At 73.0% G+C, this 12265-nt stretch carries 12 protein-coding genes and 1 riboswitch; of the genes, 1 reads left to right on the top strand and 11 read right to left on the bottom strand.

Annotated elements, in window-relative coordinates; all coding sequences use genetic code 11:
• Positions 1-35: 35 nt before the first annotated feature.
• The 10 genes from IE287_RS31830 to IE287_RS31785 all read right to left on the bottom strand — a co-directional run bounded on the left by IE287_RS31830 (position 36) and on the right by IE287_RS31785 (position 7908).
• On the bottom strand, positions 36-1082 hold the full coding sequence (locus tag IE287_RS31830; RefSeq protein ID WP_189852712.1) for a hemolysin family protein: 1047 nt from the start codon (positions 1080-1082) through the stop codon (positions 36-38).
• Positions 1079-2416: a hemolysin family protein gene (locus IE287_RS31825; protein WP_189852711.1), complete on the bottom strand. Its 1338-nt coding sequence runs from the start codon at positions 2414-2416 to the stop codon at positions 1079-1081. The genes IE287_RS31830 and IE287_RS31825 overlap by 4 nt, the downstream gene beginning before the upstream one ends.
• Before the next feature lie 247 nt (positions 2417-2663).
• Positions 2664-3116 (bottom strand): PH domain-containing protein, encoded by a 453-nt coding sequence (locus IE287_RS31820; protein ID WP_189852710.1) that lies wholly within the window; start codon positions 3114-3116, stop codon positions 2664-2666.
• A gap of 46 nt (positions 3117-3162) precedes the next feature.
• Entirely contained in the window at positions 3163-4011 is an 849-nt protein-coding gene (gene hisG, locus IE287_RS31815) for an ATP phosphoribosyltransferase (protein ID WP_189852709.1), read from the bottom strand.
• Positions 4012-4061: 50 nt separating this feature from the next.
• The gene (locus IE287_RS31810) at positions 4062-4343 is read right to left on the bottom strand and encodes a phosphoribosyl-ATP diphosphatase (protein WP_189852708.1); all 282 of its coding nucleotides are present in this window, start codon (positions 4341-4343) and stop codon (positions 4062-4064) included.
• A 46-nt stretch (positions 4344-4389) separates the two neighbouring features.
• On the bottom strand, positions 4390-4887 hold the full coding sequence (gene ribH, locus IE287_RS31805; protein WP_189852707.1) for a 6,7-dimethyl-8-ribityllumazine synthase: 498 nt from the start codon (positions 4885-4887) through the stop codon (positions 4390-4392).
• Between the two features lie 30 nt (positions 4888-4917).
• Positions 4918-6198 carry a bifunctional 3,4-dihydroxy-2-butanone-4-phosphate synthase/GTP cyclohydrolase II gene (locus IE287_RS31800; RefSeq protein ID WP_189852706.1) on the bottom strand — a complete coding sequence of 427 codons (1281 nt, stop codon included), beginning with the start codon at positions 6196-6198 and terminating at the stop codon, positions 4918-4920.
• Positions 6195-6791, bottom strand: coding sequence for a nicotinamide mononucleotide transporter family protein (locus IE287_RS31795; protein WP_189852762.1), 597 nt, complete (start codon positions 6789-6791; stop codon positions 6195-6197). Before IE287_RS31795 ends, IE287_RS31800 begins: the two co-directional genes overlap by 4 nt.
• A 44-nt stretch (positions 6792-6835) precedes the next feature.
• Positions 6836-7444 carry a riboflavin synthase gene (locus tag IE287_RS31790; RefSeq protein ID WP_189852705.1) on the bottom strand — a complete coding sequence of 203 codons (609 nt, stop codon included), beginning with the start codon at positions 7442-7444 and terminating at the stop codon, positions 6836-6838.
• A 2-nt stretch (positions 7445-7446) separates the two neighbouring features.
• Entirely contained in the window at positions 7447-7908 is a 462-nt protein-coding gene (locus IE287_RS31785; protein ID WP_229883868.1) for a hypothetical protein, read from the bottom strand.
• A 175-nt stretch (positions 7909-8083) separates the two neighbouring features.
• Positions 8084-8214: riboswitch (FMN riboswitch) on the bottom strand.
• Positions 8215-8459: 245 nt separating this feature from the next.
• On the opposite strand from IE287_RS31785, the gene IE287_RS31780 reads away from it, so the two are divergent.
• Positions 8460-10829, top strand: coding sequence for a chitinase C-terminal domain-containing protein (locus IE287_RS31780; protein ID WP_189852703.1), 2370 nt, complete (start codon positions 8460-8462; stop codon positions 10827-10829).
• A gap of 274 nt (positions 10830-11103) precedes the next feature.
• On the opposite strand, the gene IE287_RS31775 is transcribed toward IE287_RS31780, so the two are convergent.
• Positions 11104-12228 (bottom strand): ROK family transcriptional regulator, encoded by a 1125-nt coding sequence (locus tag IE287_RS31775; RefSeq protein WP_189852702.1) that lies wholly within the window; start codon positions 12226-12228, stop codon positions 11104-11106.
• Positions 12229-12265 lie beyond the last annotated feature (37 nt).

The raw sequence follows: 12265 nt of genomic DNA, 5'->3' as shown, positions 1-12265 counted from the left end.
ACGCGCGCCGCCCGGCACGACCCGAAGAGGACGGCCTAGGCCGCCGGCGCCGGGCGCAGCCGGTGGGCGGGGTCGCGGACCTCGCCCACCAGCGTCTCCAGGACGTCCTCCAGGGCGACGAGGCCGAGGATCCGGCCGGAGGCGTCGGCGACCTGTGCCAGGTGGGTCGCGGCCCGGCGCATCAGGGTGAGGGCGTCGTCGAGCGGCAGCTCGGCGCGGAGCGTCGCCATCGGGCGCCACAGCTGCCGCGGCACCGCGCGCTCCCGCTCCTCCAGGTCGAGGACGTCCTTCACGTGCACGAAGCCCAGGAAGACCGCCTGCGGGCCCTCGGCACGGACCGGGAAACGGGAGTAGCCGGTCCGCACGGTCAGCTCCTCGATCGCCCCCGGGGTGGCCGACGGGGAGACGGTGACCAGCGCCGAGGCCGGGATGAGGACGTCGGTGACCGGGCGGCTGCCCAGCTCCAGGGCGTCCTCCAGGCGCTCCTGCTCGGCCGGGTCGAGCAGTCCGGCCTGCCCGGCGTCCTCGACGAGGCGGCCCAGCTGCGCGCTGGTGAAGACGGCCTCGACCTCGTCCTTCGGCTCGACCCCGAAGGCCCGCAGGACCAGCCGCGCACAGGCGCCGAGGGCGGTCGTCACGGGCCGGCAGAGCCGGGCGAAGCCGACCAGCGCGGGGGCGAGCCGGAGCGCGGTCCGCTCGGGCGCCGCCATCGCGAGGTTCTTCGGGACCATCTCGCCGATGACGAGGTGGAGGAAGACGACCACCGCGAGGGCGATCACGTAGCCGAGCGGGTGGATGAGCCCGGCCGGGACGCCGACGGCGTGGAAGGCCGGTTCGAGGAGGCGGGCGACGGTCGGCTCGGCGACCGCGCCGAGGGTCAGCGAGCAGACGGTGATGCCGAACTGGGCGGCGGCCATCATCCGGGGCAGGTTCTCCAGGCCGTACAGCACCTGCGCGGCCCGGACGCCGCCGATCGGCTCGATCTGGCTGCGGCGGACCGAGACCAGCGCGAACTCGGCACCGACGAAGAAGCCGTTGGCCAGGACGAGGAACAGCGCGAGGAGGAGTTGCAGGGTGCTCACCGGGCCGCCTCCGCCATCGGCACCGGGGCGGTGCGGACGATCCGGACCCGCTCGGCCCGGAAGCGGTCGACCCGGCGCACCGAGAGCCGCCAGCCGGGGAGTTCGGCCCGGTCCCCGGGGGCCGGGATCCGGCCGAGGAGGTCCGCGACGAGCCCGGCGACGGTCTCGTAGGGGCCGTCCGGCACGTCGAGGCCTATCCGGCGCAGGGTGTGGACCCGGCAGGAGCCGTCGGCCTCCCAGGCGGGGCGGCCGTCCTCCGCGGGGGCGGCGGCCAGTTCGGGGCGGGCGTCGGCGGCGGTGTCGTGCTCGTCGCGGACCTCGCCGACGAGCTCCTCGACGATGTCCTCCAGGGTGACCACGCCGGCCGTGCCGCCGTACTCGTCGACGACGACGGCGATCGGCTGTTCGCGGCGCAACCGCTCCAGCAGGGTCCGGACGGGCAGCGTCTCGGGGACGAGGAGCGGCGGGAGGGCGATCCGCCCGACGGAGGTCCGGGGGCGGGCGTCGGGGGCGACGGCGAGCGCGTCCTTGAGGTGGACCATGCCGACGACCTCGTCGATGCGGTCCCGGTAGACGGGGAAGCGCGAGAGGCCGGTGGCACGGGTGAGGTTGAGGACGTCGGCCGCGGTGGCGTCCCACTGGAGGGCGCTGACCTTCACGCGCGGGGTCATGACCTGCTCGGCGGTGAGACCGCCGAGGGACAGGGTCCGTACGAAGAGGTCGGCGGTGTCCTGTTCGAGGGCGCCGGCGCGGGCCGAGTGCCGGGCGAGCGATTCCAGCTCGCCGGGGGTGCGGGCCGAGTCCAGCTCGTCGGTGGGCTCGACGCCCATCGAGCGGACGAGTCCGTTCGCCACCCGGTTGAGCAGGGCGATCACCGGCCGGAAGACGGCGGAGAAGCGGCGCTGCGGGGCGGCCACGAAGCGGGCGACCTGGAGCGGCCGGGAGACCGCCCAGTTCTTGGGGACCAGTTCGCCGACGACCATCTGGAGGCCCGAGGCGAGCAGCATGCCGATCACCACGGCGACCGCGGAGACGGCGCCCGGGGCCAGCCCGGTGGCGGTCAGCGGGGCGCGCAGCAGCGAGGCGAGCGCGGGCTCGGCGAGCATGCCGACGACGAGCGAGGTGAGGGTGATGCCGAGCTGGGTCCCGGAGAGCTGGAAGGAGAGCTCGCGCAGCGCCGAGACGACGGTACGGGCGCGCCGGTCACCGGCGGCCGCGGCCCGCTCGGCCTCCGCGCGCTCGACGGTCACGAGACCGAACTCGGCGGCGACGAAGAAGCCGTTGGCGAGGATGAGGAGGAAGGCTGCCAGGAGGAGCAGCAGGGAGACGATCATGCCGCCGCCTCGGAGGGCGAGGGGGCGGCGCAGGTACTACCGGACGATCCGTCCATTGCCGGAGGGAGTCACTCCTCGGGTCGAAGGGTGGCCTCGCCGGCCGCCGGCGGCGGCCCTGCACACGCGAGGCGGTGGTGCGCTCGGCACCACCGCCTCCAGAGTAGTCACGCGGACGCCCCGCGCGGCAGGGGGGACGCCCCGGATGGGGGACGGCCCGGGGCCGCCCCCGGCCTCCCGGCGTCGGGGGTCAGGCCGTCTCGGCGCCGGTGCCGCGGCTGTCGGCGAGGGCCCGCAGGGCGCGGGCGTCGCGGATCGCGGCCTCCCTGGCGATGCCCGGCTGGATGCCCAGGGCGGGCAGGCTGGTGCCGTCGCTGAGGTCGAGGAAGACCCACGGGTCGCCGGGACGCAGGTTGACGCGGAGGATCTCCGCCCAGGCCAGGCGGCGGGTGCGGGTGATGTTGACGACCGTGACGCCCTCGCTGTCGGCGACGACCTTGGGGCGGCTCAGCATGACGAGGACGCCGAGGAAGAGGGCGGCGGTGAAGACGAAGCTGACCCGCTCCCCCGGTCCGAGCCGCTCCAGCATCAGGGCCACGGCGCTGAGCGCCGCGAACATGGCGACGCCCACCGTCAGCAGGACGGCGCGGGTGCGGCCCGGCCGGAAGGTGACCGGGAGGGCGGGCGTGAGCGGCTCGGACATCGGGGTTCCTCGGTGCCTGGGGGTGGTGCGTGGGGCCGGGGTGCCGTCAGAGGCGGCAGGCGTGGATCGCGGTGGTGAGGATCGCGCGGGCGCCCAGCTCGTACAGGTCGTCCATGATCCGCTGCGCGTCCTTGGCGGGGACCATGGCGCGGACGGCGACCCAGCCCTCGTTGTGCAGCGGGGAGACGGTCGGCGACTCCAGGCCCGGGGTGAGGGCGACGGCCTGCTCCAGGTGCTCGGCGCGGCAGTCGTAGTCCATCATCACGTAGCTGCGGGCGACCAGGACGCCCTGGAGGCGGCGCAGGAACTGCTGGACCTGCGGGCTCTCCTCCCCGGCGCCGTGGCGGCGGATGACGATCGCCTCGGACTTGAGGATCGGCTCGCCGATGACCTCCAGGCCGGCGTTGCGCAGGCTGGTGCCGGTCTCGACGACGTCGGCGATGATCTGGGCGACGCCCAGCTGGATCGCGGTCTCGACGGCGCCGTCCAGGTGCACGACGGAGGCGTCGATGCCCTGGTCGGCGAGGTGCTTGGCGACGATGCCCTCGTAGGAGGTGGCGATCGTCATGCCGCCGAAGTCCTCCGGGCCCGCGGCGGTGCCCGGGCGGGTGGCGTAGCGGAAGGTGGAGCGGCCGAAGTTCAGCGCCAGGATCTCCTCGGCGCCGGCGCCGGAGTCCAGGAGCAGGTCACGGCCGGTGATGCCGATGTCCAGCTTCCCGGACGCCACGTAGATCGCGATGTCCTTCGGCCGCAGGTAGAAGAACTCGACCTCGTTGTCGGGGTCGATGACCACCAGTTCCTTGGACTCCTTGCGCTGGCGGTACCCGGCCTCATGGAGCATGGCCGACGCAGGTCCGGAGAGGGAACCCTTGTTGGGGACGGCGATGCGCAGCATGGGGTGGGCTTCCTTTGCCTGGGAGTGGTGGGGAAACGGGGGGTGGGTGCTCAGAGGTGGGCGTAGACGTCGTCGAGGGAGATCCCGCGGGCGACCATCATCACCTGGACGTGGTAGAGCAGCTGCGAGATCTCCTCGGCGGCCGCTTCCTTGCCCTCGTACTCGGCGGCCATCCAGACCTCGGCGGCTTCCTCGACGACCTTCTTGCCGATGGCATGGACGCCCTTGCCGACCAGCTCCGCGGTGCGGGAGGTCGCCGGGTCGCCGGTCTCGGCCTTCAGCTTGAGCTCGGTGAAGAGCTCTTCGAAGCTCTTCCGGGTTTCGTTCGCCATGATGTCCTTAGGGTACGGGTTCGCCCGGGGGCCACGTCGCCAGGGTTCACTCCGTGGACGTGCGCCAGGGCTCGCTGACCGTCCGGAGGATGGTGGCGGTGGCGACGGCCGCGGTGACCGCTTCGTGCCCCTTGTCCTCGTTCGATCCCTCCAGGCCGGCGCGGTCCAGCGCCTGCTCCTCGTTGTCGCAGGTCAGCACGCCGAAGCCGACGGGCACTCCGGTGTCGATCGACACCTGCACCAGGCCCTGGGTGACGCCCTGGCACACGTAGTCGAAGTGGGGGGTGCCGCCGCGGATGACCACGCCGAGGGCGACGATCGCGTCGTAGCCGCGCTCCGCGAGCACCTTGGCCACGACGGGCAGTTCGAAGCTGCCCGGGACGCGGAGCAGGGTGGGCTCGTCGATGCCGAGTTCGGACAGGGCGCGCAGGGCGCCGTCCACCAGGCCGTCCATGATCTTCTCGTGCCACTGGGCCGCGACGACCGCGACCCGCAGGTCGCCGCAGTTCTTCACGCTGAGGACGGGTGCGCCCTTGCCGCTCATGGTTCTCCTTGCCGGTCGTACGTGGGGTGGTTACTGGTTGCCGCAGGTGGGGGCCGGGGAGCCGTCCAGCCAGGGCAGGTCGTGGCCCATCCGGTCCCGCTTGGTGCGCAGGTAGCGGAGGTTGTGCTCGCCGGCCGTGACGGGCATCGGCTCGCGGCCCTCGACGGCGAGGCCGTGGCGGGTGAGGGCGTCGATCTTGTCGGGGTTGTTGGTCATCAGCCGGAGGCTGCGGACCCCGAGGTCGGCCAGCATCCGCGCGCCCGCCGCGTAGTCGCGGGCGTCGGCGGGGAGGCCGAGTTCCAGGTTGGCGTCGAGGGTGTCGCGGCCGCGCTCCTGGAGCTCGTACGCGCGCAGCTTGGAGAGGAGGCCGATGCCGCGTCCCTCGTGGCCGCGGAGGTAGACGACGACGCCGCGGCCCGCCTCCTGGATGCGCTCCATGGAGGCCTGGAGCTGGGGGCCGCAGTCGCAGCGCAGCGAGTGGAAGATGTCGCCGGTGAGGCACTCGGAGTGGACCCGGACGAGGACGTCCTCGCCGTCGCCGATCTCGCCGTGGACGAGGGCGACGTGCTCGACGCCGTCGACGGTGGAGCGGTAGCCGTAGGCGGTGAAGTCGCCGTGGGCGGTCGGGAGGTGGACCTCGGCCTCGCGGCGGACGGTGGGCTCGGCGGAGCGGCGGTAGGCGATCAGGTCCTCGATGGAGATGATCGTCAGGCCGTGCTTGCGGGCGAAGGGGACGAGTTCGGGCAGCCGGAGCATCACGCCGTCCTCGCCGGCGATCTCGACGATCGCGCCGGCCGGGCGCAGGCCCGCGAGGCGGGCGAGGTCGACGGCGGCCTCGGTGTGGCCGGGGCGGGCCAGGACGCCGCCCTCGCGGGCCCGCAGCGGGAAGACGTGACCGGGGCGGACGAAGTCGGAGGGCTCGTGGCGCCCGCTCGCCAGCATCCGGAGGGTGGTGGCGCGGTCGGCGGCGGAGATGCCGGTGGTCACGCCGTGCTCCGGGCCGGCGTCGACGGAGACGGTGAAGGCGGTCCGCATCGACTCGGTGTTGTGCTGGACCATCTGCGGGAGGTCGAGCCGTTCCAGCTCGTCGTGCTCCATGGGGGCGCAGATCAGGCCGCGGCACTCGCTCATCATGAAGGCGACGACCTCGGGGGTGGCCTTCTCCGCGGCGATGACGAGGTCGCCCTCGTTCTCGCGGTCCTCGTCGTCGACGACGACGACGGGGCGGCCCGCGGCGATGTCGCGGATCGCCTGCTCGACGGGGTCGAGGGCGAGGTCCTCGGTGTCCCAGACGGACGGCACGGTGTTCACGCGGGGACTCCTTCGAGGACGGGGGTGCGGGACCGGAGCCACCAGTCGCGCATGCCCCACAGGACGAGGGCGAAGTAGACGACGTAGACCAGGCCGGAGAAGGCGAGGCCGCTGCTGAAGGCGAGCGGGACGCCGACGAGGTCGACGAGGAGCCAGGCGAACCAGAACTCGACCAGGCCCCGGGCCTGGGCGACCATCGCGACGAGGGTGCCGACGAAGATGTACGCGTCGGCCCACGGGCTCCAGGAGAGCGACGGGTAGAGGGTGAAGAGGCCGCCGACCGCGAGGGTGCCGAGGACGGCGCCGCCCGCGAGGAGGCCGCGCTCCTTCCAGGTGGCGAAGCGGACGGCGATGGAGCCGTCCCCGCTCAACACGGACTGCCGCTTCCAGCGGTTCCACTGCCACCAGCCCCAGCCGGCGACGCCGATGACGAGGAGCTGCTTGCCGACGCCGCCGGCGAGGTGCGCGGAGGCGTAGGCGCCGACCAGGATCAGGCCGGAGAGGAGCTGGGCGGGCCAGGTGAGGATCGAGCGGCGCCAGCCGAGGGCCAGGGCCACCAGGCCGATGGTGTTGCCGATCATGTCGGACCACATGATGTGCTGGCCGAAGACGGCGAACGCCTCGGAGTTGAGCCAGTTCACTTGACGTTCTCCCGTGCGTTCGGGCCGAGCAGCCGCTCGACGTACTTGGCGATGACGTCCACCTCGAGGTTGACCGGGGCGCCGGGCTCCTTGTGGCCCAGCGTGGTCAGGGCGAGCGTGGTGGGGATGAGGCTGATGGTGAACCAGTCGTCGCCGACCCGGACCACGGTGAGGCTGACGCCGTCGACCGTGATCGAGCCCTTCTCGACGACGTAGCGGGCGAGCTGCGCGGGGAGGCCGACCTTGACGATCTCCCAGTGCTCGGACGGGGTCCGCTCCAGGATCGTGCCGGTGCCGTCCACGTGGCCCTGGACGATGTGGCCGCCGAGCCGGCCGCCGACGGCCATGGGGCGCTCCAGGTTGACCCGGGAGCCGGGCTCCAGGGCTCCGAGGGAGGACCTCAGGAGCGTCTCGGCCATGACGTCGGCGGTGAACTCGCCGTCACCGGTCTCGACCACTGTCAGACAGACGCCGTTGACGGCGATCGAGTCGCCGTGGCGGGCGCCCTCGGTGACCAGGGGGCCGCGGAGGCGGAAGCGCGAGGCGTCCTGCAGCTGCTCGACGGCGACGACCTCGCCCAGCTCTTCGACGATTCCGGTGAACACGGTCAGGCTCCCTTGGGGGTCGGGACGGCGGTGGTGCGAGGGTCGGGTCCGATGGGCGCGGTCTCGCCGGCGTCGAGGCGCAACGCGTCGGCGGGGAGGGTGATTCCGGCGCCGGCCGGGGCGGTGGGACCCGCGCCCGGGAGGACCGGGGCGGTGGGGTCCGCGCCCTGGAGGGCGGGGGCGGAGGGGCCGCCGGTCGCGGGCCCGCGGGGCCGTACGGCCTCCGGCGGCGCGGTCTCGGCGTCCCCGGCGGAGATCGGGGTGGGCGCGGCACCGTCCGGGACGCGGGCGCCGGGCCCCGCGGCGGCGGCCTTGGTGCCGACGGCACGGCGTACCGCCGGGTGGGGGCCGGAGGCGTCGGTGACGACGCGGCCCGCGGCGGGGACGGGAAGGGGGGCACCGGGGCCGCGGGCGGCGAGCGCCACGGCGCGCCGCACGGCGGTGATGTCGGTCTGCCGGTCCACCGGGTCCTCCTGCCTCTTCGGGCACGGACTCCGGGGCCTGTCGATGACGACAGAGAGCGGGTACGACGGCTGCGCAGAGGGTGTGCCGGTACGGCCGGAGGTCCCCGGGTGGGCCGACGCGGAACGCGGCCACCAGCGGACGTACGGCCGGCACACCCCTGTCAGGGGTCGCCCGCCGCGCACTGCCTCCCATCCGGACTTTCACCGTCGGTCCAGGAATCTCACCTGGTCAACCGGCCGCTGGCTTGCGGACGGGTCGCGGACTATACCGCCGGTTCGGAATTACACCGACCCCGGAGTGCGCTGCTGCTGATACAGGGCCAGTGTGCCACGCCCTGTCAACGGGCATGCACACGACCTCTGTGCGATGGCTCACACGATCCCACGGAATTTCCTGTTGGTCCAGACCTATTGACGCACTGGTCTAGTCCTCTTAATGTCCGTGTCACCTCCGAGGAACGGCCCGCCGGTGTGCGCACACCCCGGGCCCAACACGTACCACCCCCTTGTTCGTTGCGTGTTTCTTTGACCTCCCTGAGGAGGACCAGATCGTGCTGTCCCCCACGACCAAGAGAGCGTCGCTGCTCGCGTCCGGTGCCGCCGTCGCCGGCCTGCTGCTCAGCTCGCTCGCCGGAGGCGTCTCGTACGCCGCCGACAACGAGTCCTGTCGCCCCGACGGCCTGTACAAGACGCCCGGCGTCGACGTGCCGTACTGCTCGGTCTACGACACCGAGGGCCGCGAGAAGATGGGCGCCGACCACCAGCGCCGCGTCATCGGCTACTTCACGAGCTGGCGGACCGGGAAGAACGGCCAGCCCGCCTTCCTCGCCAACAACATCCCGTGGGACAAGATCACCCACATCAACTACGCCTTCGCCCACGTCGACGGCGCCAACAAGCTCTCCGTCGGGACGGACGGCCCGAACAACGCCTCCACCGGCATGACCTGGCCCGGAGTGGCCGGCGCCGAGATGGACCCGGCCTACGCGTACAAGGGCCACTTCAACCTGCTGAACAAGTTCAAGAAGCAGCACCCCGACGTGAAGACGCTGATCTCCGTCGGCGGCTGGGCCGAGACCGGCGGCTACTTCGCGGACAACGGCGCCCGGGTGAACTCCGGCGGCTTCTACTCGATGACGACCAACGCCGACGGCTCGGTCAACCAGGCCGGCATCGACACCTTCGCCACCTCGGCCGTCGACTTCATCCGCAAGTACGGGTTCAACGGCGTCGACATCGACTACGAGTACGCGACGACCATGAAGGACGCGGGCAACCCGCTCGACTGGTCGTTCGCCAACGGCCGCCGCGCGGGCCTGGTCAAGAGCTACGACGCCCTCATGAAGTCCCTCCGCGAGAAGCTGGACACGGCCGGCGCCGCCGACGGCAAGCACTACATGCTGACCGTCGCCGCCCCCTCCTCCGGCTACCTCCTGCGCGGCATGGAGACGTACCAGATGCAGAAGTACCTGGACTACGTCAACATCATGTCGTACGACCTGCACGGCGCCTGGAACGAGTACGTCGGTCCGAACGCCTCGCTCTTCGACGACGGCAAGGACGGCGAGCTCGCCGCCGCCAACGTCTACGGCTCCTCGCAGTACGGCAACATCGGCTACCTCAACACCGACTGGGCCTACCACTACTTCCGCGGCTCCATGCCGGCCGGCCGCATCAACATCGGCCTGCCCTTCTACACCCGCGGGCACAAGAACGTGCAGGGCGGCACCGACGGCCTGTGGGGCAAGGCCACCGCGGCCACCTGCCCGGTGGGCTCCGGCCTGACCAAGTGCGGTGACGGCGCCTCCGGCATCGACAACCTGTGGCACGACAAGGACGACGCGGGCAAGGAGGCGCCGGCCGGCTCCAACCCGATGTGGCACGCCAAGAACCTCGAGAAGGGGATCGTCGGCGACTACGTCACCCAGTACGGCTTCCCGGCGAACACCACGCTGACCGGCACCTACGCCCGCAAGTACGACTCGACCCTGGTCGCGCCGTGGCTGTGGAACGCCGAGAAGAAGGTCTTCCTCTCCACCGAGGACGAGCAGTCCGTGGCCGCCAAGGCCGACTACGTGGTCGACCGCGGCATCGGCGGCACCATGGTCTGGGAGATGGCCGGCGACTACGACTGGAACGCCGCCAAGGGCCAGTACGAGATGGGCGACACGCTCACCTCGCTGATGTACGACAAGTTCAAGGCCGCCACCCCGTACGGCGCCAAGAAGTCCAACAAGGCGCTGCCGGCCCAGGCCGTGAACATCGAGACCGCCTTCACCGAGTTCAAGCTGGGCGACTCGAACTACCCGCTCACCCCGAAGGTCAAGATCACCAACCGGACGAACACCACGCTGCCCGGCGGCACGGAGTTCCAGTTCGACTACGGCACCTCGGCCCCGGCCAACGCCTCGGACCAGTCCGGCTTCGGCACCAAGGTCATCAGCAGCGACCACACCGGCTCCAACGTGGGCGGCCTGAAGGGCGACTTCCACCGGGTCTCGCTGAAGCTCCCGGCCTGGCAGTCCCTCGCCCCGGGCGCGACGATCGACCTGGCCTTCAACTACTACCTGCCGGTGTCCACCCCCACCAACTGGACGGTGAACATCAGCGGCACCACGTACGCCCTCGCCGGCGACCTGGGGCGCGGCACGACGGTCGTGGAGCCCGGCACGGGCACCACCCCGCCGACCACGCCGCCCACCACGCCGCCGACGACCCCGCCGACCACGCCCCCGACCACCCCGCCGACGACGCCGCCCACCGGCTGCGCCGCCCCGGCGTACGTGGCCGGCCAGGTCTACAACGCGGGCAACGAGGTCTCCCACAACGGCCGCAAGTACAAGGCCAAGTGGTGGACCCAGAACGAGGCGCCGGGCACGACCGGCGAGTGGGGCGTCTGGCAGGACCTCGGCGCCTGCTGACGCACCGCCCCTGAAATACCCCCGGCGGCGGTCTCACGGCCCTTGGCCGCCGCCGGGCCGCATCCTTCCGCGCCGCGCCCCCCTGTCCGGGGCGCGGCGCGGTCGCGTCTCCCCGGGACCGCGCCGGGATCCCCCACGGCCCGCACCGGGCTCCCGCGGTCCGCACCGGGGTCTCACGGGGCGGGCCACGGCCTCACCGGCCGCGCCCCGGATCTCGCGGGACCCACCGCCGTCCCGCCGGGCGCACCGCCGTCTCACCGGCCGCGCCCCGGTCTCACGGGAAGAGCGCCTCCTGCGCCGCGTCCCGGGCCCTCAGCAGCGCCCCGCGCAGCACCGCCTCGTCGCCCAGCGTCGTGGCGCGCACCTCGGTGCGCAGCGGCGAGAGCGCGGCGAGTTCGGCCTCGACGCGGGCGGCCAGCTCCGGCCCGCCCCGGTGGCCGGTCTCGCCGGCGAGGACCACGCAGCCCGGGTCCAGGACGGCGGCGACGGCCGCCGCGCCGACCGCGAGCCGGCGGGCGAGGGCGTCGAGGAAGGGCCCGTGCCCGGAGGCGAGGGCGCCGGCCGGGGCGAGACCGTGCTCGGCGGCGAGGGCGGCGACGGCGACGGTGTTCACCAGCGCGTGGAAGCCGCCCTCGCAGCCGGTGGCCGAGGGCAGCCCGGAGGTGCCGGGCACGGGCAGGAAGCCGATCTCGCCGGCCCCGCCGGAGGCGCCCCGGCGCAGCCGTCCGCCGAGGACGACGGCGGCGCCCACCCCCTGGCCGAGCCAGAGCAGGACGAAGTCCTCGCGGCCCCGGGCCGCGCCCTCGCGCAGTTCGGCGACGGCGGCGAGGTTGGTCTCGTTCTCGACCAGCACGTGGGCGGGGAGGCGCTCCTGGAGGACGCCGACGAGCCGCCGGTGCCAGGCGGGCAGCCCGGTGGAGTCACGGAGCTCGCCGGTGTCGGGGTCGATGAGGCCGGGGGCGCCGACGGCGACGGAGTGCAGCCGCTCGACGCCCGCCTCCTTCGCGGTGTGCTCCAGGAGGGTGACCGCCTTCTCGACGGCGGGGGCGGTGCCGGTGTCCGCGCCGACCGGGGCGGTCGCCCCGGCGAGCGGGGTGCCGAGCAGGTCGGTGACGGTGACGGTGACGGAGCGGGTGCGGACGTCGAGCGCGGCGAGGTGGGCGCGGTCGGCGACGAGCCCGTACAGCTTGGCGTTGGGGCCGCGGCGCTCCGCGCCGGCCTCGCCGACGACGTGCACGAGTCCCGAGCCGCTGAGCCGTTCGACGAGGTCGGCGACGGTGGGCCGGGAGAGCCCGGTGAGGGTCTTGAGCTGGGCTGCCGTCAACGGGCCCTCGTCCTGGAGCAGGCGCAGGGCGAGCCGGTCGTTGATGGCCCGGGCGGTGCTCGGGGATGCGGCCATGCGGTGATCCTCTCAGACGCTTCCCCGCCGTCTTCTC

The organism is Streptomyces omiyaensis, assembly GCF_014650895.1.
Taxonomy (GTDB): domain Bacteria; phylum Actinomycetota; class Actinomycetes; order Streptomycetales; family Streptomycetaceae; genus Streptomyces; species Streptomyces omiyaensis.
Note: the sequence above shows the minus strand (reverse complement) of the source record. Positions and strands in the feature narration are given on the sequence as shown.